The sequence below is a fragment of the Anaerolineales bacterium genome (assembly GCA_015075725.1).
Taxonomy (GTDB): domain Bacteria; phylum Chloroflexota; class Anaerolineae; order Anaerolineales; family Villigracilaceae; genus Villigracilis.
In genome coordinates this window covers 2,856,005-2,879,381 of sequence record JABTTV010000001.1, presented here as the reverse complement: position 1 = coordinate 2,879,381, position 23,377 = coordinate 2,856,005, and the positions used below count along the sequence as shown (strand labels likewise).

At 53.3% G+C, this 23,377-nt stretch carries 21 protein-coding genes and 1 tRNA gene; 9 read left to right on the top strand and 13 right to left on the bottom strand.

Annotated elements, in window-relative coordinates; genetic code table 11:
- Positions 1 to 3 precede the first annotated feature (3 nt).
- The 3 genes from HS100_13815 to HS100_13805 are packed head-to-tail and all read left to right on the top strand — an operon-like array spanning position 4 to position 5,095.
- Positions 4 to 1,986: a hypothetical protein gene (locus HS100_13815; protein ID MBE7434988.1), complete on the top strand. Its 1,983-nt coding sequence runs from the start codon at positions 4 to 6 to the stop codon at positions 1,984 to 1,986.
- A complete protein-coding gene (locus HS100_13810; protein MBE7434987.1) occupies positions 1,986 to 3,533 on the top strand; it encodes a sulfatase-like hydrolase/transferase in 1,548 nt (515 codons plus the stop codon). Before HS100_13815 ends, HS100_13810 begins: the two co-directional genes overlap by 1 nt.
- The gene (locus HS100_13805; GenBank protein ID MBE7434986.1) at positions 3,530 to 5,095 is read left to right on the top strand and encodes a glycosyltransferase family 39 protein; all 1,566 of its coding nucleotides are present in this window, start codon (positions 3,530 to 3,532) and stop codon (positions 5,093 to 5,095) included. The genes HS100_13810 and HS100_13805 overlap by 4 nt, the downstream gene beginning before the upstream one ends.
- A gap of 16 nt (positions 5,096 to 5,111) precedes the next feature.
- On the opposite strand, the gene HS100_13800 is transcribed toward HS100_13805, so the two are convergent.
- From HS100_13800 to bcp, 8 genes are all read right to left on the bottom strand, one after another.
- Positions 5,112 to 6,224 carry a protoheme IX farnesyltransferase gene (locus HS100_13800; protein MBE7434985.1) on the bottom strand — a complete coding sequence of 371 codons (1,113 nt, stop codon included), beginning with the start codon at positions 6,222 to 6,224 and terminating at the stop codon, positions 5,112 to 5,114.
- A gap of 205 nt (positions 6,225 to 6,429) precedes the next feature.
- On the bottom strand, positions 6,430 to 7,167 hold the full coding sequence (locus tag HS100_13795; protein ID MBE7434984.1) for an SURF1 family protein: 738 nt from the start codon (positions 7,165 to 7,167) through the stop codon (positions 6,430 to 6,432).
- The gene (locus HS100_13790) at positions 7,164 to 7,649 is read right to left on the bottom strand and encodes a hypothetical protein (protein ID MBE7434983.1); all 486 of its coding nucleotides are present in this window, start codon (positions 7,647 to 7,649) and stop codon (positions 7,164 to 7,166) included. Before HS100_13790 ends, HS100_13795 begins: the two co-directional genes overlap by 4 nt.
- Positions 7,646 to 8,254, bottom strand: coding sequence for an SCO family protein (locus HS100_13785; protein ID MBE7434982.1), 609 nt, complete (start codon positions 8,252 to 8,254; stop codon positions 7,646 to 7,648). The genes HS100_13790 and HS100_13785 overlap by 4 nt, the downstream gene beginning before the upstream one ends.
- Before the next feature lie 64 nt (positions 8,255 to 8,318).
- Positions 8,319 to 9,101 (bottom strand): heme-copper oxidase subunit III, encoded by a 783-nt coding sequence (locus HS100_13780; GenBank protein ID MBE7434981.1) that lies wholly within the window; start codon positions 9,099 to 9,101, stop codon positions 8,319 to 8,321.
- Positions 9,102 to 9,121: 20 nt separating this feature from the next.
- Positions 9,122 to 11,014 carry a cbb3-type cytochrome c oxidase subunit I gene (locus HS100_13775; GenBank protein ID MBE7434980.1) on the bottom strand — a complete coding sequence of 631 codons (1,893 nt, stop codon included), beginning with the start codon at positions 11,012 to 11,014 and terminating at the stop codon, positions 9,122 to 9,124.
- Between the two features lie 15 nt (positions 11,015 to 11,029).
- The gene (gene coxB / locus HS100_13770) at positions 11,030 to 12,046 is read right to left on the bottom strand and encodes a cytochrome c oxidase subunit II (protein ID MBE7434979.1); all 1,017 of its coding nucleotides are present in this window, start codon (positions 12,044 to 12,046) and stop codon (positions 11,030 to 11,032) included.
- 266 nt (positions 12,047 to 12,312) lie between these two features.
- Positions 12,313 to 12,777, bottom strand: coding sequence for a thioredoxin-dependent thiol peroxidase (bcp, locus tag HS100_13765; GenBank protein MBE7434978.1), 465 nt, complete (start codon positions 12,775 to 12,777; stop codon positions 12,313 to 12,315).
- Between the two features lie 96 nt (positions 12,778 to 12,873).
- On the opposite strand from bcp, the gene HS100_13760 reads away from it, so the two are divergent.
- The 4 genes from HS100_13760 (at position 12,874) to HS100_13745 (ending at position 16,136) form a co-directional block, all read left to right on the top strand.
- Positions 12,874 to 12,958: transfer RNA gene (locus HS100_13760), tRNA-Leu, on the top strand.
- 69 nt (positions 12,959 to 13,027) lie between these two features.
- Entirely contained in the window at positions 13,028 to 14,437 is a 1,410-nt protein-coding gene (tig, locus tag HS100_13755; GenBank protein ID MBE7434977.1) for a trigger factor, read from the top strand.
- A 126-nt stretch (positions 14,438 to 14,563) separates the two neighbouring features.
- Positions 14,564 to 15,175 carry an ATP-dependent Clp protease proteolytic subunit gene (locus tag HS100_13750; GenBank protein MBE7434976.1) on the top strand — a complete coding sequence of 204 codons (612 nt, stop codon included), beginning with the start codon at positions 14,564 to 14,566 and terminating at the stop codon, positions 15,173 to 15,175.
- A 181-nt stretch (positions 15,176 to 15,356) separates the two neighbouring features.
- Positions 15,357 to 16,136 (top strand): HAD-IIA family hydrolase, encoded by a 780-nt coding sequence (locus HS100_13745; GenBank protein MBE7434975.1) that lies wholly within the window; start codon positions 15,357 to 15,359, stop codon positions 16,134 to 16,136.
- 36 nt (positions 16,137 to 16,172) lie between these two features.
- On the opposite strand, the gene HS100_13740 is transcribed toward HS100_13745, so the two are convergent.
- Entirely contained in the window at positions 16,173 to 17,189 is a 1,017-nt protein-coding gene (locus HS100_13740; GenBank protein ID MBE7434974.1) for a hypothetical protein, read from the bottom strand.
- Positions 17,190 to 17,332: 143 nt separating this feature from the next.
- Here HS100_13740 and rlmN point away from each other — a divergent pair, with 143 nt between their 5' ends.
- Together rlmN and HS100_13730 are read left to right on the top strand one after the other, a co-directional pair.
- Positions 17,333 to 18,439, top strand: a complete 1,107-nt coding sequence (rlmN, locus tag HS100_13735; GenBank protein MBE7434973.1) for a 23S rRNA (adenine(2503)-C(2))-methyltransferase RlmN — start codon at positions 17,333 to 17,335, stop codon at positions 18,437 to 18,439.
- Positions 18,440 to 18,586: 147 nt separating this feature from the next.
- On the top strand, positions 18,587 to 19,243 hold the full coding sequence (locus tag HS100_13730; GenBank protein MBE7434972.1) for a response regulator transcription factor: 657 nt from the start codon (positions 18,587 to 18,589) through the stop codon (positions 19,241 to 19,243).
- On the opposite strand, the gene HS100_13725 is transcribed toward HS100_13730, so the two are convergent.
- The 4 genes from HS100_13725 to HS100_13710 are packed head-to-tail and all read right to left on the bottom strand — an operon-like array spanning position 19,232 to position 23,347.
- Complete coding sequence (locus tag HS100_13725) at positions 19,232 to 20,455, bottom strand: site-specific DNA-methyltransferase (GenBank protein MBE7434971.1); 1,224 nt, start codon at positions 20,453 to 20,455, stop codon at positions 19,232 to 19,234. The two genes, HS100_13730 and HS100_13725, sit on opposite strands and share 12 nt — an antisense overlap.
- A gap of 58 nt (positions 20,456 to 20,513) precedes the next feature.
- Entirely contained in the window at positions 20,514 to 21,602 is a 1,089-nt protein-coding gene (locus HS100_13720; GenBank protein ID MBE7434970.1) for a L,D-transpeptidase family protein, read from the bottom strand.
- Between the two features lie 22 nt (positions 21,603 to 21,624).
- A complete protein-coding gene (locus HS100_13715) occupies positions 21,625 to 22,812 on the bottom strand; it encodes a hypothetical protein (protein MBE7434969.1) in 1,188 nt (395 codons plus the stop codon).
- The gene (locus tag HS100_13710) at positions 22,805 to 23,347 is read right to left on the bottom strand and encodes a sigma-70 family RNA polymerase sigma factor (protein MBE7434968.1); all 543 of its coding nucleotides are present in this window, start codon (positions 23,345 to 23,347) and stop codon (positions 22,805 to 22,807) included. The genes HS100_13715 and HS100_13710 overlap by 8 nt, the downstream gene beginning before the upstream one ends.
- Positions 23,348 to 23,377 lie beyond the last annotated feature (30 nt).

Genomic DNA, 23,377 nt, shown 5'->3' with positions numbered 1-23,377 from the left:
AATATGACAAAAATCAAAACCTTGCCCGCTGTTCTGGTCATCCTGATTATTTTTGGTTCGATACTCGGCTATTATTACGTTCACAAACCATTTGATGCCGAAAGCGGATTTGGGCTGTTCAAAGCCGTCTGGCAGATTTTGATTGCGCTTTTCATTCTCACGCTTTCCGGCGGGCTCGGGCGGAAAATCCTGGGGAGTCAAAATGAAATAGCAACCCCCGTTGACCTTGTTACAAACGCCGCCATCGGGATGGGTTTGATTGGCATCTTGATGCTTGCGCTCGGGATGACCGTCGGCATCGAGATCATCCCTGTCCTGATCCTTCTTGGGGTTATCTTGGTTGTAACAGCCAGAGAATGCCTTACATGGATGCGCAGCTGGCGGCATTTTCATTTTCCCAGACTGAGCCTCATCCAACGCACATGGTTTTCTCTGACCATCATTATCCTCATCCCTTCGTTATTCTTCGCGTCCGCGCCTCCGATCCATTATGACGCGCTTGCTTATCATTTGTCCCTACCTCAACTCTATGCGGAAGCCGGCAGAATCATTTACACGCCGGATATTATGTATGTCGGGATGCCACAATCGACGGAAATGCTCTTTCTGCTCGCGATTCGCCTCGGCGGGCTGGAGGCGGCGACGATCCTCGGCTGGTTTATTTCGATGCTTGCGCTCGTTTGTCTCTTTGAGCACGTAAAAATCCGTTTCTCCGCCGGGGCAGGATGGGCATCTGTTATCGCATTACTGAGTGGATTTACTTTCGCAAAATCCCCCGCGTGGGGATACAACGACTGGACCGCAATGCTTTATGGTTTGATCTGCCTGATCGCATTGGACAATTGGGCTTCCAGCAAGACGCGGCGAGACCTGGCTCTCGCTGCAACATTCGCAGGGATGGCCCTTGCCACCAAATACACGGGGGGAATTATTTTGGTCTGCGGGATTGGGGTTATCGCGTTCGCCATGAGGCGGGAAGCGTTATCCAAATTGGGATCGACCCTTTTTCTTTTTGCTTCGCTTGCCAGCCTCATGCTCCTGCCCTGGATTTTCAAGAATTGGCTGCAAACGGGGAATCCCTTTTATCCTCTTTTGTATCCAGCTGGCGCCATGGACTCGATTCGCGTTGCATTTTATCAAAGCGGCACGATCTTTGGCGATTGGCTCGATATGATCCTGCTCCCGGTCCAGGCGACTGTTTTCGGCGTGGAGGGAGGCGAAGGCTATTCCGCCTCGATCGGACCCCTTCTCCTGGGATTCAGTCTCGTTACATTGATTCAACATCGAACCTTCGCTGACGATCAAATACAAAGTCTTCAAAGAATGTACATCTTCCTATTGACCGCATGGATGGTCTGGGCTTTTGGCAGCCGAATCTCCGCCCTGTTGATCCAATCCCGCTTGTTCTTTCCCGTCTTTCCCGCCTGGGCAATTCTTGCTGGCGCGGGATACCATTCCATTGAGAAGCAAAGACTTTCAACGATCCGGCCCGGGATGATCGCCGGAATGCTTGCGACCATGGTATTAACGTTCACCGCAATCGAAGTCATTCGCGATTTTTCCAGGCAGGACCCTGCGGGCGTGGTCCTCGGCGCAACAAGCCGCGATAAATATCTGGAGCGCAATCTGGGTTCGTTTGCGCCTGCCATGCAAGCCGTTCAAGATCTGCCTTCGTCCGCACGGGTTTTATTATTATGGGAGCCAAGAAGTCTTTATTGCCTGCCCAAATGCGAACCGGATGAGATCATCGACCGCTGGTATCACGACCGGAAGGCATACGGAATGGCGGAGTCGATCTTGAACTCCTGGCGAAACGAAGGATACACGCACATGCTTTATTTCAAACTCGGCGCAGACAATCGCAGGGCTGAAAGCAAACGTTTTACATCCGAGGATTGGGAGGAAATGGATTTATTGCTCTCCGAACTTCCTATCATGGATAATTTCAATAATGCTTACATCCTTTACTCACTGGGAGGTAATTGATGCCGATCCACCCGTTTTTATTTGCCGTTTACATTGTCGTATCCATGTATGCGAACAACGCCGCACAAGTGCCTGTCGGCCACATGTTCCGCCCGCTGGCTTTTTTCCTCCTCCTGGCGGGAGTCATTTACTGGATCCTTTTTCGACTCTCCAAAGATTTGAATTACTCCACCTACGCCGCCTCATGGGCTTTGCTGTGGCTGGGATTGTTTGGGCACCTCTTTCAAGCCGTCAACCTCGCTTTTGTGGCGGCAGGGAGCGTGGGTAATGAGACCATCACTCTGCTCGTATGGACGCTCGTCATGGGTTTTCTAGGGACGCCCATGGCATGGCGAAGTATCCGCAACAAGAAACTGGTCAATGATGTGTTGACCGCCTTCGCCGTAGGCGCGGCGATATTTCCCGTATTTACAACGGCGAACGCACTGTTTGCCAATCAGCGCGATATTAAATTTGTTCAAACGTGGCAATTGGAACAACCGGAAATTCATCTGGAAGCAGGCGCGGATTCTCCAGACATCTACTACATCATTCTGGATGGATACGGACGTAAAGATATCCTTCAGGAAACATATGGATTTGACAACTCGGAATTCCTCTCTGCCTTGAGCAAGCGCGGATTTTATATTGCCGACTCGAGCAATAGCAATTACATGCAAACCGCGCTCTCCCTTGCATCGTCTATGAACATGGAATATGTCAACTTTCTCGCGGATGTGGACGACGATAATCGCGCGCCTGCCTATAAACTGCTCGAATCCAGCCGCCTGCGTTCCGCACTCGACGAGGCAGGGTACGAGACCATGGATATTGCCAGCCCCGTTCTCTTTACACAACTTACCGATTTCGACCAATACCATACGCCGGGCAACCCATTTATGACCGAGTTCGAGAAATTAATCCTTTCGGTAACCACTCTTGCGCCATTATTGAGAAAGGGAGAGATCATGCTTCCCGGCTACGAATCCCACCGCGTTTACACCCTTTACTCATTCGACAAGCTAAGCGAACTGGCTGGAAAGCCGGGACCCAAGTTCATCTTTACCCATGTGGTAGGTCCCCACCCACCCTTCGTTTTCGATGCGAAGGGAAATCCCGTCCAATCAAATCAGCCATATGTTGTCAATGATGCGACAGGATTCCCAGGCTCGCAAAAAAACTACATTCGGGGATACGCCGAACAGACGCAATTCATAAATCAGCTCACCCTGCAAGCCGTGGACGCTATTCTCCAAAATTCCGCGCGCCCGCCCATCATCATCATTCAGGGAGATCATGGACCCGGTGGTTACACAAACCTGAATATCGAAGAGGAATCCTGCCATCGCGAACGCGGTTCGATCCTGAATGCATATTACTTCCCGAACCAGGATTACGCTTCACTTTCCCCGGACGTCACGCCGGTCAACACCTTCAGGATTGTCTTCAACCAATATTTCGGAACCGAGTTGCCGCTTTTGGAGAATCATGTTTACTTTTCCTACTGGGATGATCCGTACAATTTCATAGAAGTCACAGACGGGCTCGACGAGGCCTGCATCCAATGACTTCCAGTAACCAAGACTCCCCCGTTGAGATCGCTGCGGTCGTTTACCTAACCGTCTTGGGACTTGCAGTACGACTCGCCGCACCGATCATGTCTCAATTTCCGCTCAATGACGGCGGCTTGTTTCACGTAATGATCGTTGACCTTGTATCGAACGGACTCCGCCTGCCATTCACAACAACTTACAATAATGCGGACATTCCCTTCGTTTATCCCCCACTTGCGATTTACTTTACAGCCATTCTTGAGAAAATGACCGGGCTCGCCACCCTTGACCTTTTGAGGATTCTCCCCGCAGTGTTCAGCGGACTTGCCGTCCCTGCGTTTTACCTGCTCGCCAGGGAACTTACATCAACAAAACTACAAACGGTCTTTGCGGTCTTCTCGTTCGCATTCATCCCCCGCGTTTTCGAATGGCATGTGACGGGAGGCGGCATCACACGGGCGCCCGGTTTCATCTTTGCAATGGTCACTCTTTACTTCGTTCAACGTTCATACAAGAAACCAACCGGAAAAAATCTGTCCTTATCCGCCCTTTTCGGCGCGATTACACTGCTTACCCATCCTGAAGCCGCAGTGCATACAGCCATCAGTGCTGGTGTATTCTATTTATGGATGAATCGCTCGATCAAAGGGATGATGCATTCCCTGGCTGTCGCTCTCGGTGTAATCGCGCTCTCTGCGCCGTGGTGGCTTTTTGTAATTCTACGCCATGGCTTCGATCCCTTTCAAGCCGCATTATCGGCAGTCGGCGCAGACAGCCCAAATATTCTCGTCCGCATTTTCGTCGGGTTCCTGTTCATCTTCACCGACGAGCCTTACCTCGCAGTGACCGCCGTCTTCGCGCTTATCGGATTGTTTGCAAGCATTGCCCGGCGCGACTTCTTCCCGATTGTTTGGATGTTCGCCCTTTATCTGCTCGAGCCGCGCGGCGGCGCCTTGTACATGATGCTTCCTCTCTCGCTTCTCGCGGGGCTTGGATTGGTTTCCATCTTCTCCAACCTTGTACGCGATCCATCCGCTCCGGTTGATATCTCCATCTCCATCCAACAGGTTCTCGAGCATAAAACCGCACGTTGGATGTTCGCCTTCCTTTTCGTCTACCTGCTCATGGCGGCTTTTGCCACCGGCGAACGGCTACGAAAGGATTTCTCCCTCCAACCATCGGACGTCGAAACATTTATTTGGATCAGCAAATACACACCACCCTCTGCATCGTTTGCAGTCCTAACAGGCGAATCGACCCCCTTCCGCGATCCGTGGACAGAATGGTTCCCCGCCATTACGGAACGCAAAAGCCTGGGCACCATCTTCGGGTACGAATGGGTGGACGATGGGATGTTCGAGAAGAGAATACTCCGTTTCGAATCCCTGCAGGCTTGCGCCCGAAAAGACGCTGATTGTCTCTCCGTTTGGGAGGACGAATACAATCTTGACCTCACCCATCTCTACCTGCAATTGGAAGATGCCACCCTGCCCCTTCAGATCAGCCTGAAAAATTCTCGAAATTATAAATTGATCTACGAAACGAACACGGCGGCGATATACGAACAATTGAAATGATATCTGGAGGTCAGAACTACGTAGCCGCATCGATCATCAACGCCAGGAAGATGAACGCCAGGTACATGCTCGACCAGCGATACATCATCCACGCCACCTTATTCCCGCCTTCACGGAAGACCCTCCATGCGGCATAAAGCAAAAGCCCTCCAAGCACCAGCGCGGAAATAAGATAGATCGTCCCGGCAAGATTGAACAAGGGGAGCAATAATGTGACAATGATCAACTCCACGGTGTAGATCAATATTTGTCTGCGGGTCTTTTCCTCGCCCTGAACGACCGGCAGCATCGGTACGCCCGCGCGCTCGTAATCCTTCATGCGGACGATCGCCAGTGCCCAGAAATGCGGCGGGGTCCACATAAAGATGATTGCAAAAAGGATCCATGCGCCGAGGCTGAGCTCGCCCGTTGCCGCAGCCCAGCCCACCATTGGCGGGATCGCCCCCGCCCCGCCGCCAATGACGATATTCTGCACGGTTGCCTTCTTCAACCAGACGCTGTAAAAGAACACGTAGTAGAAAATTCCCGCAAGCGAAAGCAAAGCGGCGAGTAAATTTACAAATCCCGCCATCAGGTAATAACTGAGCAAACACAACGCCAGCCCATAAGATAAACCTTCAGCAGGGGTCAACCTTCCATCCGCAAGCGGGCGCTTGGACGTGCGCTGCATGTTCTTATCCAGTTCTCGGTCGATATATTGGTTCAATGCGCTCGAACCACCCGCTGCCAGCGCGCCGCCAAGTAATGTCCACAATGCCAAAGAAGCGGAGGGCCAGGCTTTACCTCCGGCCACCAATCCGCCATAGGTCGTCACAAGCAATAACGTCACGATCAGCGGCTTGGATAGGATAAAGAAATCCTTCACCCTTTGCCGCCAGCCGAATTGATAATCCGCGATGCCGTCCTCCTGCAGCGTGCCGGAAACGAACACCAGCGCTCCCAACGCGATCCAAAGTGAAACCGCTGTCAATGTATGCAGTACGACCAGATGCACGGGATAATTGCGGGTCACCTCGATCGCACCGACGAACGCCTGCCCAAAGAACAAAATACCCGTGACGGTCGTCAGCGGCAGCAAACTTGCATGATGACGCTGTTCGCGCCAGGCCTTTCGCCAGACCGAGATCATCGCGACCGATGCCATGCCCACCAGAACCAAATGGATCAATTTTAAATATCCGAGGACGTCCGTCGGCGTGCAGAGAGGCCAGCCGATGCAAAAAGCAGCCGCGCCGGCCAAGGTCACGAGCCGCCCGACCACCGTCAACACGAAGACAGCCAGCAGCAACATGACCGCCCTGCGCGCAAACGATGTTTTCATGGAATGCTTCATTTCAATCGTCCTGTTTTCGTAGATAGAATGGATAGCCAAAAAATAAGATCGCCGCGAAAGTGAACCATTGCAAAGCATACCCGAAATGCGAACCTTCCGTCAATTCGATTATCGGCTGGTATGGGATGGGCGGAAAGGCATCCCCTTCTTCAAGATTTGGTTGGATGAATACATCGAGGGTGGGATATGGCAGTTGAGAGGATATTTTCTCCACATCGAGATTGTTCCAAACCTCGAGCCGGGTCCCATCTGTCGGCAGCGCATCGGGGATTCCGCCGAAGGCTGGTTTGCCCTGCCCCAGCCGAATCTGCCCTGTGACCCTGACTTCACCGCCCTCATCATAGTCACGCCATTCCTCGGGAGTCGAATCGCTTTCGGCGGGAATCCAGCCCCGGTTCACAAGAACAGCCTTCCCCTGGAAAAGAAGCGGGGTGATGAGGTGGAATCCGTAAACGCCTTCGTTGTATTGATTCCTCAACGCGACCTGGTTCGCGAAATCATATTCCCCTGTGACCGTTACGGCGCGCCATTCCATCGAAGCGATATTTTCTGGCGTTCCAAGATTCAGATCCAATCGATCCGCCGCCCGCATGGACCCTACCTGGGCATTGAATGCCCGTCGCTGCTCGAGGCGGTCCAATTGCCAGAAGCCGAGGCGGATGCACACTGCCGAACCGATTAAGACCAATAAAGTTGTGACCGCCCATTTGCGCGACAGCATTTTCCGCGGGACGCTCATGATCCTTCCTTCTTTTTGACTCCGATCAAACCGCTGTAGACGGCGAACAACATCCCAAGCGGGAATCCCGCATAGAACATGCCGGAAATGCGCGTGCGCCATGTGACCGGTTCCTGCACGCTGATACCCATGTAATTGCCCGCCTGGAAGGTGCATTCGTAAATCAGATTATCTTCCTCTTCAAGTTTCAAAGTGGCGGTTGCTTGCGCCGGAATCCACAATGGACCCAATTGGTGGTTTTCAGTATCCTGATTCACGACCTTCAATGTGTCCCCCACCACAAAGCGCATATCTTTGGGAATTTCCGGCGGCACACCGCCTGCACGGATCATGTCCGCCGTGCCAGCGGGGACAACCAGTTCGATGACACCCGGCTCGCGGTTTTCCTTTTTCAGAAGGAAGTACGCCGTTTCGGTGGTCACAGCAGCAAGCGCCAGCCCAAGCAGGAAGGAAAGGAAAATCCGTTTCAGCGTAAAATTCATTCTTGCTCCAATAACAGCCTGATGTCGTGAACGATATCCTTCACAGGGGTTTGATACGCATAAGACAAGCGCATATTTCCCTGAGGGTCCACAAGAAAGCTGCGGGCTGTGTGGTTGATGATAATCCCTAACGCCGAATCGCTTTCAACCGATTCGCGGAAGATCGAATACGCATTCCAAACCGGCTCCAATTCCTGCATGGAACCGGTCAGCCCGAGAAATGCAGGATTGAAATGTTCGACGTAGGCTTGTACCTTTTCAGGGGTATCACGATCCGGATCGACGGAGATAAAAACGACTTGCACGCGCTTATTAAGTTCGTCGAGCTCAGCCATGACCAGTTTCATTTCCGCGAGTGTGGTCGGGCAGACATCGGGGCAGGAGGTGTAACCAAAAAAGAGCAGGACGACCTTCCCACGCTGGTCGCTCAACCGAAAGGTCTCTCCGTCGGCTTTTGTCAGTTCGATCTCAGCAGCAGGCGGAAAAGGCTCGCCATAAGACGTTCCGCGGAAGGAAGGCGGTCTGGCAAAAATAATGGAAAGGGCCGCCGCTGTGGCAACGATCACAAAGATAGCGCTGCCCGTCAAAAATAGTTTATTGTTCATATTTCACCAAATGATCGATATTCAAAAGAAACCGCCGCCTTTCGGCGGCGGAGGTATTCGATTTTTATACTGCCGTGCCGATCAGGTACAAGGCGGGGTAGAAAAATATCCACACCAGGTCGACGAAGTGCCAGTACACAGCGGCAGCTTCCACGCCCCAGCTTTGTTCTGCAGTATAAACGCCTTTACGGGCATTGTTCCAGACCACACCCAGGAAGATCAACCCGGTGAAGACGTGGAAGGCGTGCATACCCGTCATCATGTAGAAGACGGCTCCCATCGGGCCAGCGGAAGGATTGCCGAACGATGCCACCAAGCCTTCATGCGCCGCGAGCCGCCATTCCACAAACACCACGCCGATCAAAAAGCCAAGGCCCAGAAGGAAGGTTACGACGGTATTGCGCATGAAGCCTTTTACGTCGCCGTACTTCATGGCCGTTTCACCGCGGTTCATGAAGAAGGACGAGATAAGCAGGACCGCAGTCACTGCCAATCCAAGCATCTGGCTGAGATGCGGGCGGGTGAATCCCAACAGGTTGATGCGCATTGCCATCAAACCGGCAAAGACGAAACCATCCGAAAGGAGGAAAAGCCAGAGACCGAGGCGGTTCGTACCGGTCTTGTATTTGTAGGAACCTTCATCGCTTCCATCGTTTTCGCTGAGCTTGTAGATATGCATGTAATAGTACATAACGAGAGCGGCTTTGATCACTGCAACAACAACGAGCAGGGATGTCGCATTGAAGGTGACCGCGACGAAATATTCCAGCACGGTCAGGACCGCCAGGTATACGAATATCACCACACCCTGGCCGAGGGCGGATTTTTTATCTTGTGAATGTGCCATTCCTAATTTCTCCTCGCCTCTTAGCCGTGTTTGCCTTTGGCAGATTCGATGAATTTGATGTAACCGCCGTCCTTCAAGCCATAATCATACGGCTCGCCCACCACCTCGAAGGGTTTCTCGTAATTATGCGCGGGCATGGGCGAAGCGACCTGCCATTCGGGCGAGCGGGAATTCCAAACGTTGCCTTCGGCTTTTTCCCCGTTCCTGATGCTGTTGAACAGGTTGTAGAAAAAGATCAACACGGAGAGGGCAATGCCAAAGCCTGCGATCGTCAGGATAAGATGCGTGCTGTCCATTCCAAGCGCCGGGTCATAATCAGCGATGCGTCGGCGCATGCCCAACAAACCAATGTGCATCATGCCGAAGGTCAGCACGAAGAAGGATGGCGTCATCAGCCAGAAATGAATCTTGCCCAGGGTCTCGTTCATCTTGCGGCCGGTTGCCTTTGGGAACCAGTAATAGATGGCGGCAAAGAACGGGAAGACGAATCCGCCGAAGATCGTGTCGTGGAAGTGGCCCACGATGAAGTAGGTGTCATGCAGATGCAGGTCTGTCGAGACTGTAGCGTTCGGCGGACCGGAAAGACCGCCCATCAAGAAGACCACAATCGCCCCGAGCACAAAGAGCATGGGGGTCGGGGTGGATATCTTGCCCTTCCATAATGTAGCGACCCACGAGAAGAATTTCACGCCCGTTGGAACCGCCACAAGCAGGGTGCTGTACATGAATGGCACACGGAGATACTCATTCATGCCGGAGGTGAACATGTGATGCGCCCAGACCACGAAACCAACCAGCGCGATCCCCAACGAGGACATCGCGATCCAGCGGTAGCCGAAGAGCGGCTTGCGGACAAATACCGGCAGGAGTTCAGAGACCACACCCAAACCAGGGAGGATGAACACGTACACGGCGGGATGCGAATAGAACCAGAACAGATGCTGGAAGAGGACGGGGTTGCCACCCTTGGCGGGATCGAAGAAACCCATCCCAAGCAAGCGCTGGAACATCACCAACTGGAAGGAAAGACCGATGAATTGTGTAGCGGTCAGCGCGATGATCGAAGTGGCAATTGCCGCCCAGATGAAGATGGGCATGCGCATCGCGGTCATGCCTTTGGCGCGCATGCGGATGACAGTGGCGATGACATTCAATGCGCTCAAAATGGAAGACCAACCTGCGGTGAATACGCCAAGGAAGAACATCTGCATGCCAACCGGAGCGCGGGCGGAAAGAGGCGGGTAGCCCGTCCAGCCGGTATCGAAACCGCCAAGGAAAAGACTCGAGAGCAGGATCACCGCCGCAGGGACCGCGATCCAATAGGAAAAGGCGTTCATGCGCGGGAACGCCATATCGTGCGCACCGATCTGGAGCGGGACAACATAGTTGATGATGCCTGAAATTCCCAGAAGGATCGAAACGATCATGACCATGCCATGTAGCGACATGAGTGTGTTATATAACTGAGGACCGTTCTGGCCGAAGAGTTTCATATCGGTGGTCAGGAACTGGAGCTCGGAAGCGGCGAGCTCTGTGCGGAAGATGAGTGCAAACGTGCCGCCAACCGCGATCAACACAAGCGCAACCAGGGTATATTGGATTCCGATCACCTTGTGGTCCAGCGAGATATTGATGAATTTCTGCCAGCCAGTGTGCTGGTCTTCGTGATGTTCGGGGGTATCCATACCGCGCGCCCACTTGAACCAGTCGGACGCAATGCCGGAGCCACCGATGAAGAACAAAACGCCGAGAAACGCACCGACCACCCAGGCGGGTTCCGTGAAAAAGAACGTGTCAGTGGCGGTCAAACCCATCAGGGCGCGAATGCCGGTCACAAGCCCGGCGCCAATGAGGGTGCCGATCACCTGCCAGAGCAAACCACGCCAGAGGGCGCTAGAAAAGAATCCCTTCATGGTAACTATTCCTTCTTATTTCAAGGTCTTGATGTAAGCGATGAGATTCGCGATCTCTTCGTCGGTCAATGCGTAGGGCGGCATCACGGATGGAGATGGGAAACCCTCGACGATCGTCGCGTTCGGGTCGAGAATGGATTCAGCGATGAAGGCCTCATCTGCCGTGACGGTCGAGCCGTCGGAGAGGGTCACGGTCGAGCCGAACAAGCCAAACCATGTGGGACCGGTCAGAGGCGAGCCGTCGATGGAGTGACAACCGATGCATCCGTTTTTCGTTGCGAGAAGTTTGCCCTGCCCTTCAGGAGTTTGCGATTCAGCCGCGATTTTGATCTGCTCGGCCACCCAGGCATTGTACGCCTCCGGGCTGTCCACAATAACGGCGCTTTCCATGTATGCATGGGATGTACCGCATAGTTCAGCGCAGCGGACTTTGTATCTTCCCTCGAGGATCGGAGTCACACGATATTCGGTCACACGGCCCGGCACGACGTCCTGCTTGAGGCGGAATTCGGGGACCCAGAACGAGTGTATGACATCCACTGATTCCATTTTCAAGACGACCTGGCGATCCACCGGAAGATGAAGTTCGGTACTGAAAAAACCGTATTCAGGGTATTCGAACGTCCAGGTGAATTGCTGTGCTTTGACGTTGACCACCATGGCATCCGGGTCGATACGCCGAACCTCACCCAGTGAATATGCTCCGAGATATGCAAATACCACCACGGTGATGAGCGGAAGAACCGTCCACGCAATTTCGAGATTTGAGTTGCCTTCCATATGTTCCCCGTCCAACATTTCTCCCTTTTTCTGGCGGAAAACAACCAGGCTATACGCCATCGGCACGACGATCAGTGAAAATAAAAAGGATATGACGATGACTTCCCAATGCCATAACTGGTCGATGGGGATTGCCTGGGCGCTGGCGACAACCTTGTGCATTTTGGTCGCAAGTCCCACAGCATCGAGACCGATATATGTGAGAACGGTCATGAGGATGACCAGGATCCCCACAATTACAAAATGACCCATAGATTCTCTCTCCTGAAAAGATTGTACGGGGAGGAAGCCCCGATCATTAACTTGAATTGGACAAAACGTGGAGTATTTGTCTCAATTTTCACAAGGGGGGATTATATCAAAATCCCTTATCATTGTCACGACATCCGTTACCAGGATAAATTCGGTTTGTTCGACGGATTTCATGGAATTTCACAAAATCATGCCGACGAATTTCAGCTCCGTCGGCAGACAACACCTTATAACACATCAACCGGCATCCTGATACGCAAATCCGGTCAACCCAAACCCAATTCAGCAAGAAGTTCGCGGCTGTGTTCGGATGGGCGTACACCTTCATATACTTTCTTGATGATCCCCTCCCCATCGATCAGGAAGGTGGTCCGCAATACGCCTTCGTAACTCTTTCCCATGAATTGTTTCGGTCCCCAAACCCCGTACAAATCGCAGACCCTATGTCCATCATCCGCAAGCAGAGGGAATTGGAGCATGAATTTCTTTTTGAACTTCGCATGCGACTCCACCGAATCCGGGCTGACGCCGAGGATGACGACCCCGGCTCTTTCGTATGCGGAGTAATCGTCGCGGAAGTTACAGGCTTCCTTCGTGCATCCCGGAGTGTCGTCCTTCGGGTAAAAATAAAGGACGACATTTCTTCCGCGATAATCGGAAAGCCTGCGGAGCGTGTTCGTGTCGTCCTTGAGTTCGAAAATGGGGGCCGGGATGCCGGAAGAAATGGGCACAGGAAAATTCTCTCTCGTCGTAGACGTTCGCGCTATTATACCTGCAAATCAGGCGCACCCTACGGTATAATTGCGCCGCTCGAAGCGTATCCACACGGGGATGTGCTGGAACTGGCAGACAGGCATGACTTAGGATCATGTGCCGCAAGGCGTGTGGGTTCGACTCCCACCATCCTCACCAATATATCAATTTCATGGAACCTGACCGGTCCGCAAGACCCGTCAGGTTTGAAAACCAAAAGAGGTAACTTTGAACATCGATAAGCAGTATCAGGACGATCACTCGGTCAAACTTATTGTGGAAGTTGACCAGGATAAGATGAACGAATACAAGAAACGCGCAGCGGCGAAGATCTCGCAGCGGGGGAATATCGCGGGTTTCCGCCCCGGCAAGGCGCCTTATCACATCGTCGCACGCAACTACGGCGAAGGCGCGATCACCGAACAGGCTGTCGACATGTTCATCGATGCGGAATACTCGAACATTCTCAAAGAGGCGGACGTAAACCCCGGCGCTTCAGGCAGATTGGAATCCATCGAGAGTGTGGATCCGCCCAAATTCATTTTCAATGTTCCCCTCGCGCCGGATGTGGACCTTGGCGATTATCTTTCTATAAGACTTCCCTATGAATGGGAGGCGCCCGGCAAGGAGAAAGTGGATGAGGCGCTCGAAGACCTCCGCCAGATGTACGCCTCGACCGAGACTGTGGACCGCGCCGTCGAAACCGGTGATTACATCCTCCTCGACGTCTCCTCCGAGACCCCCGAGTTGAATCGAACAGGTTTTGCCACCTTCGTCCGCAAGGAAGAGCGCGATACCGAATGGCCCTATAACGGATTTGCAAAAGAACTCGTTGGGCTGAAAGCCGGTGAAAGCAAAACCTTCCAACATACTTTTCCCAAAGATTGGGATGTGGAAGAACTGCGCGAAAAAGCTGTGGAGATCACGGCGACGGTTAAAACCGTGCGCGGCGTGACCCTCCCGGACGTCAATGACGACTTTGCCAAAATGACCGGCGCGGGTGAAACCGTCGACGCGCTGATGGAAGCGGTGAAAAAAGATGTCGAAGCTCGTTCGCAGAACGAATACGACGACAAGTATTTTGTGGATTTGATCGAGAAGGTCAAGGAAGGCGCAAAACTGAAGTATCACGAACACACGCTGGAACATGAAGGCGAACATGTGTTACAAGACCTTTCCCAGCGGCTCGCCCAGCAGGGCATGGACCTGGAGACCTACTTCAAAGTGCGGAATACGACGCGTGAAGATTTCATCGAATCAGACGTCAAGCCTGTGGCGAAGAAACGCCTCGAGCGCGGTTTGATCCTCGATGAGATCGTGCGCAAAGAGAAGCTCCAGATCGACGATGCGGCTTTGAACTCGGAATACAGCAACGCCATCAACAACCTGGCGATGCAAGGCGTTGATTTCAGCAAGATTCGCGGCGGCAGGAAGGGTCAGCGCCAATTGAGCGAAGCCATCGCGATGGACGCCGCCAGCCGCGTGATGACCCGCAAAGCATTGGACATGTTGAAATCCATTGCGACGGGCAACTATAAGACGATCGAAGAGCGCGAAGCGGAAGCGAAGAAAGCCGCCGAAGCCGCGGAGAAAGAATCCGCTCCGGCGGAAAGCGAGCAGGAAAAAGCCGCAGAATAGCTAGAGGATCCTCGAAGGCTGGCAGGCACGGACAGGTGTGAAGCGTTTGTATGGGAATCTTCTATCGATCTCTAATACAAATCCAATACACGTCCGGTAGCATAGTTCGAATAAAGGAGACAGAATATGATCCCAGAATTCAAGAATGTCGTTCCCATGGTGGTCGAAAACACGGGCCGCGGTGAGCGCGCTTATGATATTTATTCCCTGCTTTTACGCAACAACATCATCTTCCTCGGCACACCGATCGACGATCAGGTGGCAAATGTCATCGTGGCGCAGTTGTTGTTCCTGAACCATGAAGACCCGGAAAAGGAAATCCGCATGTATATCAATTCGCCCGGCGGGGTGATCTATGCGGGACTTGCGATCTATGACACGATGCAGATCATCTCGAACCCGATCAGCACCGTCGCCGTGGGCGTGACCGCCTCTTTCGGGACCGTGTTGCTGGCTGCCGGAACCAAAGGACTTCGCTACGCCCTGCCGCATGCAACCGTCCACATGCACCAGCCTCTCGGCGGCGCACAGGGTCAGGCGACAGACATTGAAATTGCCGCCAAGCAAATTCTGCGCCAGAAAGCTTTACTCAACGGCATCATGGCAAAAAATACAGGGCAGCCTTTGGAAGTGATCGAACGCGACCTCGACCGCGATTACTACCTCGATGCCCAGCAAGCCCTGGACTATGGCTTGATAGACCATATCATCGAAATGCCGGAAAAGGTTTCCAAGTAGTCATCGGCAATTGGAGAATGAAGATCCTGAGGAGAAATCTTCGGGGTCTTTTATATATAGGTATAATGCCCGCTGAGCGGTTTCGAGACGCCGCTGAGCTTCGATACATCGCTCCTCAACTGCCCGACCAGCAGCGGTTACTAACCCGCCATACTTCTTGAATTTCGATATCGTAAAACTTATGATCCCTTCAAACATAAAAGCACTTATCCTCGACATGGACGGCGTAATCTGGAAAGGCGACGCCCCCATCGGCGACCTGGCTGCGATTTTCAAAAGAATCCGCGAACGCGGGTTGAAGTTCGCCTTTGCCACCAACAACGGGACAAAAACGCCGGAAGATTATCAAAAAATTCTCGCCGGGTTTGGCGTGGACGTGGGCGCCGCACAGATCGTCACATCCGCTTTGGGAATTGCGTTCATGCTGTCGCAGAAGTATCCGCGCGGGACGAAGATCTTCGTGATCGGCGAGGAGGGCATCCGCGTGGCTTTGGAAGAAAAGGGATTTGAAGTGGTGGGCGTGGAGGATGCGCCGCAGGCGGAAGCGGTTGTGATGGGAATCGACCGAAGCGTCAACTTCCAAAAGATCGCCGAAGCGACATTGCTCGTGCGGGCGGGGCGTCCATTCTATACGACGAACACCGACCGCACCTTCCCCACCCCGCGCGGGGAGATTCCCGGCTCGGGGGCGTGGGTTTCGGTGGTGAGCATGGCAACAAGGACAGATCCGATCGTCGCGGGCAAACCCTTCCCGTATTTGATGGAACTCGCGCTGGAAAGATTGGGCACTTTGAAGGAAGAGACACTTGTCGTCGGCGACCGGCTCGAAACGGACATTGCGGCGGGACAGGCGGTGGGATGCCCGACTGCCTTGGTGCTGAGCGGCGTCGGTACGCGCGAAGAGGCGAAGGATTGGAAACCGACAATTATTGCGGAGAGTTTGGCGGCACTTGTCGAATAAAAAACCGGACCTGTTTTTTGCAGGTCCGATTCTTATTTATGGACAGCTTTTTATCACGCTCACAGCAGTGGCTTTACCAACAGTGTTGAAGGCTTCAACACTGAATGTAGATGTAACACCCGGATCATAGTAGGTGCCTGAGGGCACAATGTACGAGGTAACATTTTCTGTTGTTGTAGTTACCAAAACTCCGTTTATATATATATTAAACCCGGTCTCGTTATTTGATTTATCCTCCCAGGTTAGAGTTCCGGCGTGTTCCATTCTTGGACCCACCCCGCCTTCTAAAGCACAGGTCAGGGTAATATTCGGATTATTGGCAGGAGCAGGGGCAGAGGGCGCAGACGTTGCAGTAGCGGTGGCAGTTACAGTCGCCGTCCCTGTGGTGGCGGCCCCACTTACTTTGACCAAAATATAAAACGTCGAGCCGAAATTTTGTCCGCTATCGTTTGTTAGAATCCAATCCCCCCTGACATCGCCAGTTGTCGTAGGTGCCTTCAATGTCACTGTAACATCTCCGGATTGACCGGGTTGAACTGTAATGCCGATCGGCGTGGCAACTCCGCTCATTGCATTACCGGAAACGAAACTAACCTTGTAAGTAGGGGTCCACGCACATGAGCCGGTATTTTGAAGTTTCCATGTCTTGGTAATAGTTTGACCAGGATTAACTACTGTGTTATCCGGAATCGTCACATCGGCAACGTAGGCGGAATTATTACAACCCACCGCACCTGAAGCAGCACCGGATGTATTCGTGGGAAGGATCTGGGAAGTGAACAGAGTCGGGCTCGCCAGTGGAATGAAAGTGGCGGTCGCGGTCGGGGTGCCAGCGGTCGCCGTCGCTGTCGAAGTCGGCGATGACAATAATTGCTGCGCCGCAAGAGTTGCCGCCGCATTGGTGTACACCGCATTGACTTCCTCCGTGCCGTCGCTGCCCCCGTCGAAGGCTGACACTAGTGCAACGATGCCGGAAATCACGAGCAAGCCGACGAGGATCCACAGGAACATATTCCTCGGCATGCCTGATTGTGGTTTCATGGGTTTAAGCATAAATTCTCCTTTGTTCCTACAAGGATAACGATTATATGTGAAAAATAGATAAGAAGGATTTAAACCATCCCTACGATTGCCCTATTTTTTTCGTACGGGGATGCATATCTGTAAGGTACAATCATCGCGGGTCTGAGAATCACATGCTTATTTACGATCTCGATATCGCTGCGCTCGAAAAGATGTTCAATGAATGGAACGAGCCCGCCTACCGTGCAAAGCAGGTCTGGCAGGGGCTATACCATCATTTCTATTCATCCCCTGACCAGTTTTCCAATCTCCCCATTTCTCTGCGCGAGAAACTCACGCAGGAATTCACTTTCACTCCATTCACAGTGAAGACGTATTTGGATTCAGCGGACAAATCCACGCGCAAGACCTTGTTCCAATTGCCGGATGGAAACCTGATCGAAGCCGTATTGATGCGCTATGGCGACCCGGCGGACGAGCTCCCCTCGCCCCTTCGGGACACTCCCCCCAAATTCAAAGAATTCGGGGGGAGCCTTAGGGGGGCACGCAGAACGCTGTGCATCTCCACACAAGCCGGGTGCGCGATGGGATGCGTCTTCTGCGCGACAGGGCAAATGGGCTTCAAACGCAATCTCACCAGCGGCGAGATCGTGGCGCAGGTGATGTATTACGCCCAAATGCTGAAGGAACAGAACGAAACCGTCAGCAACATCGTTTTCATGGGCATGGGCGAGCCGTTCCATAATTACGATAACGTCATGGCGGCGGTCGACCGCTTGAACGACCCGAACGGTTTCAAATTCGGCGCACGCAGGCTGACCATCTCAACGGTGGGATTGGTCCCCCAGATCAAACGCTTCGCCGACGAACAGAGACAGGTCAATCTCGCCGTCTCGCTTCACGCCGCAACCGACGCCGAACGCCTCGCGATCATGCCGGTCAATAAAAAATATAACATCAACGAAGTGGTCGCAGCCTGTAAATACTACGTCGAAAAGACCAGGCGGCGCGTCACGTTCGAGTGGGCATTGATTCACGGGGTCAACGATACACCCGAAGTGGCAAAGAAACTGGCTGAAAGACTTAAGGGTTTGCTCTGCCACGTCAATGCGATCCCCTTAAACCCGACGCGGGGATATCACGGCGAAGCCGCCAAGCGTCAACACGCGCAAATTTTCAAGGAAACACTGGAAAGGGAAGGGATTCCATGCACGATCCGCATGAGGCGCGGCATCGACATCAACGCAGGCTGTGGTCAACTCGCGGCTTACACAAGTTAAGAAATGTGTCAATAAATTGGTTTGTCGGGTAGTACCATGGTCCGAGGTCTCAAGATTGAGAATTGGTGTATAATGCCGGTATCTTAACAAACTTAAAACTCAACGAAGCCGCTGGAATTCCACACAAGGTAATATTCGAACCGTCATATGAAGACCACGACACTTTTGGTCATAGAAGCCAAACACGCAGAAGTCCCTTCTTTTGCCGCCGACTTGCAGAAGAAGGGATTTGATGTCCATATTGCCCAAAACGGGAGCAAGGCGGTTTCGTTATTGAAGGAAGTCAGCCCGAGCCTTGTCGTTGTCAACGCGGCTTCGATGCGCAGCACAGGTTTGCGCATCTGCCAATCTCTGCGCGAGAAAGATTCCAAACTTCCCATCATTCTGATCCTCGATGAAGACAAGGAAGTCAACAAGGATGCGGCAGACGCCGTACTTCTCCTTCCATTCACGGTTCAGAAACTTGCCAATCGAATCAAACCATTGCTCCCCGGCGACGGCAAGAACGTATTGCATGTCGGTCCGATCCGGCTCGATCTCGAAAAGCGGCGTGTGCGCTGCATGGGCAGGAGCACAAAACTCACGCCGCGCCTGGTGACATTGCTTCAATTATTGATGGATAAACACGGAGAAGTGGTCGAACGCGAACCCCTCTTCAAAAAAGCCTGGGAGACGAACTATACCGGTGATACCCGCACGCTCGATGTGCATATCTCCTGGCTCAGGCGCGCCATCGAGCTCGACCCCGATAATCCAAAGTTCCTCAAGACCGTGCGCGGCGTCGGTTATCGCCTAGATATTTAGCTGGAATTGCTTCCCTTCGACCGTTACCAATCGGATGCAGACTCTGCCTCCGATTTTTATTTTTAACTCCATGGGGATTTCCCCGCTTCGTACGTGACGTTGAGCCTGAGCGGCACTGCGGAAGATCTTCCCATCCCAAGCCGGGTCCACTTCCCAAAAATCCACATCGAGGGAGGTCGTCAACCGAATCACACCGCCAGAGACTTTCGCTTTGATCTTTTTCGATTTCGTGGCAAACTCGTTTTTGACAGCCAGGTCCCGCTCCACCGAAAAAATGGATTTCGTTCCCGCCAGCCTGAACCGCGCCGTGTTGACCGCCCGGATCGATTCGTCGCATGTAATGAACCTGCGTCCGTGCCTGGCGGCAACCAGGGCGGTCGTGCCCGAACCGCAGAAAAAGTCTGCAACAAGGTCGTTTTTATTGGAAGATGCCAGGACAACGCGTTCGATCAATGCCTCTGGCTTCTGGGTGGGATAGCCTGTCCGCTCGTTATGCAATCGCGCCACGACGGGGAAATACCACCAATCCTCAGGGACTTTGCCCCGCTCCAGGTCGGGAATCTTGCCAAAGCCGGCCTTGCGCGACGCTTTAAAGGTTGCCACAGTGTTCGGATTGTACGGCTCGCGGATCTCGTCCACATTGAAGGTGTAATCCCTGCTCTTTCCATACATCAGGATCGTATCGTGCTTTCGGTTGAATGCCGTGCGGATCGGAGAAGGTCCGTGATACGCCCAGATGATCTCGTTGATGAAATTCTCCGCGCCGAATATTTCGTCGAGGATCAGGCGGGCTTGCGCGTCGGCGTGCCAGTCGAGATGCAAATAGAGAGTCCCGGTCGGAGCGAGCAGGCGATGCATGAGATGAAGGCGTTCGTAAAGGAATTGCAGGTACGAATCCATGTCTGCCCAGGAATCGTGATAGCCCTCTGCCAGTTTCCATTTGGAAGGCTTGCGCGAATCCTCTCCCCTGCCAACGCGCGCGGAAAATTTTCGATTTGTGAAAAAAGGCGGGTCGGCGTAAATGAGGTTGATGCGACCTTCGTATTCCGGAAGGAGCGCCGCCATGACGGGAAGATTATCTCCAATGAGTATCCGCCCATCAAGCCGGGATTTGGGAAAGCCGCGTCCCTTCGGGTGAAGGATGGAGTCAAGGATCAGCGAGGCAGGTTGGGGCGGGGAAAGATGCTTCCCGTTCCAGTGAAGAGTCGGCATGGGAGTCAGATAATAATCAATGTTTAGAATTCGGTTCGGAGGGGAAATTCCCGATAAATCAATAATGGATCTCGACCTTCGTGCCAAGACCGCGCGTGGCAACTCGTTCGGTCGTCGGGGCAATCGGGACGGGGGTTGCCCAGCGGAAGAGCCAATTGGCTTCGTCCGTGCGCATGTTGATGCAGCCGTGACTCATGGGTGAGCCGAAATTTTCGTGCCAGTAGGTTCCATGGAACGCATGTCCCTGGGTCGTGAAGAAGGACGTCCACGGAACGCCGGGCAGGACGTAATTATCCACGTCGGCGAGGATGTTGCCGGTGGTCTGCTCGCCAAAGTAACTGAAGCCCATGTGTTTGGCGGGAACTTTATCCATGATGGTGAAACTGCCCACCGGCGTGGTGGTGGGAATGCCCGAACCGCCGGTCGGGTCACCGGGGACGCCGGAGGAAATATTCGTTTGAAAGACAAGGCTGCCGTATTCGTACGCATACAGCATTTGGGTGGAGAGGTTGATCTCTATGAGTTTATCCTGGTAGGGAACATCCGGTGAGATCGGGTAAAGCATGTCCGCCGGGAGGACGCGCATGTGAATCGCGGGCGCATAATAAGTGACGTTCGAGTCGAGTTCGTCGAAGATGCGATACCAGGGACCGTCATAATCCGCCGTTTCAGGGCCCTCTTCGACCGCGTCGATAAAATGCACCGAACCATAATACATCGGCGGTGAGAGAATTTGCCAGCCCGCCAACTTGGAATAACGCCAGGGGTTGGTAAACGGCACGGTAACATCGGCGATCAGGCGCGTGCCCTCGGGGATGGTTTTGATCGGTTCCTGATAGATCGTCCGCACACGGTGCAAACGTCCGCGATGCAGGTAGCCGCCCCAGACGCGATACCAGACCGGGTTATGTTTCGGTTCCGCAGCGGTCACCTCGCCGTAGACATGCACCAACTCATCCCGATAGCGGCTTAGTTCGATGCGGCTTTCATCGCTCGGTTCCTTCCGGACAGGCATGTTTGCCGTGCCGATGCGCACCACAAAACTATCGTCGAAGTCGGTCAGACCGGGAAGGAAGGGCGTAAATGCCAGCCCGCCCAGCGCGAGACCGCTCAATTTCAAAAAATCCCTGCGCGATATCGAGTTCATGGACGCGATTGTACACTACATTCTAATCGTCGTCGCCGCCGTTGTCATTGTCGCCGACATCATCGTCAGCGCTGTCGTCATTCGAATTGTCTCCGCCAGAATCATCATTGGAGTTGTCATTCCCACCCGAATCATCTCCGTTCGAGTTGCCTGAGTCGGTATTTTCATTCGACCCACCAGAGTTCGAATTTGAGTTCCCATTCGAACCGGGACCAGAGGAGGAATCTCCAGCGCACCGACCTTTGCCCTTCACTTCCTGCGCCACGAATGAACCATCAGCAGCGTAGTAGCCTTTCACTTCCACTTCCATGCCAACGCATAACCGGCCCACAATTTTCGTTTGATCAAGAACGATCGTCAACCCGTTGACCAAAAGAGTATTTTCGGAGACAACCTGGAGGATGCCATTAAGTTCGTATTCCTTCAGCCGGGATGATCCGGAATCCGATCCGCCCCCGGGAGTTTTTCCTTCCGTTGATTCCGATTCCGCCTCGACCTCCACCTCGATGGGATTGCCCAACGGAACAACCGATCCTTTCGGAAGAATCTCGATGCTGGAAATTTCGATGAATCCCCGGGCATTTGTCCGCCCGCTGACAATCACTGCATCCCCGTTTGCGAGAGACGGCGCGCCTTCAGGAAGGACGACCTTCACACCGGAAACATAGTCAATGCCGTTGACTCGCATATAAACACCGGCAAACTGTATGAGTTCATGCCGACCCTCGGCAAGCAGTTCATTCACTTCATGCAGGCGTTCGTTTTCGAACTCGTCTCGCATCATCTCACGCAGCTGCGGGTCGAAGATAAAGAACAGGCGGATGTTCTCCCAGCTGCGCTTGACAGGATACAAATTCTCCCCCGGCAAAGCCGACGCTGAAACATTGACCAAACCCGCGCCGCTGGCAAGGAAAAGGGCGGTCAACGCAAATGAGATCGCGAGGCGCGAAAAGGCCGGAATAACCCTGCGGCGCGCACCGGCTTTCGATTCACGCAGTCCGGCGGCGCGCTGCAAGACTCGCGCGCGGGAACGCTTCACTGCATCGGGTGAAGGCTCTTCAGGAGCCATACTCCGCGCTTTGATCGCGGTTTCAAGAATCGGGCGCAATTCGCCAGCGTGTTCAGGGAATCGCGCCAGGGCGGAGTCGAGGTCCGCGCCCCGTTCCATTTCTTGAAGACAAATTTCGAGAGCATCGAATAAATTAGTCATGATCCACCTCGCCAATCTCGCGCTGAAGCGCTGCCAGCGCGCGGAATTGGAGGGCTTTTATAGCGTTTACATTCTTATTCATCCGCGAGGCTGTCTCCTCGAGCGAATAACCCGCGCCGAAACGCAGTGCGAGCACATCCTGCTGCTCGGCGGTCAATTTGTCGTAGGCGCCGCGTACGAGTCGATTCTGTTCGCGTTGATCCGCTTCAGAGGCGGGACCCGGCGCGAGGTCCGGCAATGAATCGGAAATATCCACTTCGGGACGGCGGTATTTCCTTCTAAGTTGATCGGTAATGATGTGCGATGCGGTTCCGATCAGCCAACCCTTCAGGTTGGATTCGGGTCCGCTCCCTTTGTTCACGGACTCGAGAAGGCGGATAAAAACGTCGCTTGCAATATCTTCCGCCTGCGCAGAGTCGCCGACCCGATACAGGACATATTTGTAGACATCTGAAAAATACCGGTCATACACAGCCCCAATGGCTTGTGAATCCAACCCGTCCAGGCGGGTTGCGCCTTGATGATCCTTCGTCATTGTCATCTTGTCGATTCCAGTCCACATAAT

What these genes read in the sequence shown, in the direction of transcription:
- HS100_13815 (MBE7434988.1), top strand. Translation starts at nt 4, where the DNA reads ATGACAAAAATCAAAACCTTGCCCGCTGTTCTGGTCATCCTGATTATT.
- HS100_13810 (MBE7434987.1), top strand. Translation starts at nt 1,986, where the DNA reads ATGCCGATCCACCCGTTTTTATTTGCCGTTTACATTGTCGTATCCATG.
- HS100_13805 (MBE7434986.1), top strand. Translation starts at nt 3,530, where the DNA reads ATGACTTCCAGTAACCAAGACTCCCCCGTTGAGATCGCTGCGGTCGTT.
- HS100_13800 (MBE7434985.1), bottom strand. Translation starts at nt 6,224, where the DNA reads ATGATCTCGGTCTGGCGAAAGGCCTGGCGCGAACAGCGTCATCATGCA.
- HS100_13795 (MBE7434984.1), bottom strand. Translation starts at nt 7,167, where the DNA reads ATGAGCGTCCCGCGGAAAATGCTGTCGCGCAAATGGGCGGTCACAACT.
- HS100_13790 (MBE7434983.1), bottom strand. Translation starts at nt 7,649, where the DNA reads ATGAATTTTACGCTGAAACGGATTTTCCTTTCCTTCCTGCTTGGGCTG.
- HS100_13785 (MBE7434982.1), bottom strand. Translation starts at nt 8,254, where the DNA reads ATGAACAATAAACTATTTTTGACGGGCAGCGCTATCTTTGTGATCGTT.
- HS100_13780 (MBE7434981.1), bottom strand. Translation starts at nt 9,101, where the DNA reads ATGGCACATTCACAAGATAAAAAATCCGCCCTCGGCCAGGGTGTGGTG.
- HS100_13775 (MBE7434980.1), bottom strand. Translation starts at nt 11,014, where the DNA reads ATGAAGGGATTCTTTTCTAGCGCCCTCTGGCGTGGTTTGCTCTGGCAG.
- coxB (MBE7434979.1), bottom strand. Translation starts at nt 12,046, where the DNA reads ATGGGTCATTTTGTAATTGTGGGGATCCTGGTCATCCTCATGACCGTT.
- HS100_13750 (MBE7434976.1), top strand. Translation starts at nt 14,564, where the DNA reads ATGATCCCAGAATTCAAGAATGTCGTTCCCATGGTGGTCGAAAACACG.
- HS100_13745 (MBE7434975.1), top strand. Translation starts at nt 15,357, where the DNA reads ATGATCCCTTCAAACATAAAAGCACTTATCCTCGACATGGACGGCGTA.
- HS100_13740 (MBE7434974.1), bottom strand. Translation starts at nt 17,189, where the DNA reads ATGCTTAAACCCATGAAACCACAATCAGGCATGCCGAGGAATATGTTC.
- rlmN (MBE7434973.1), top strand. Translation starts at nt 17,333, where the DNA reads ATGCTTATTTACGATCTCGATATCGCTGCGCTCGAAAAGATGTTCAAT.
- HS100_13730 (MBE7434972.1), top strand. Translation starts at nt 18,587, where the DNA reads ATGAAGACCACGACACTTTTGGTCATAGAAGCCAAACACGCAGAAGTC.
- HS100_13725 (MBE7434971.1), bottom strand. Translation starts at nt 20,455, where the DNA reads ATGCCGACTCTTCACTGGAACGGGAAGCATCTTTCCCCGCCCCAACCT.
- HS100_13720 (MBE7434970.1), bottom strand. Translation starts at nt 21,602, where the DNA reads ATGAACTCGATATCGCGCAGGGATTTTTTGAAATTGAGCGGTCTCGCG.
- HS100_13715 (MBE7434969.1), bottom strand. Translation starts at nt 22,812, where the DNA reads ATGACTAATTTATTCGATGCTCTCGAAATTTGTCTTCAAGAAATGGAA.
- HS100_13710 (MBE7434968.1), bottom strand. Translation starts at nt 23,347, where the DNA reads ATGACGAAGGATCATCAAGGCGCAACCCGCCTGGACGGGTTGGATTCA.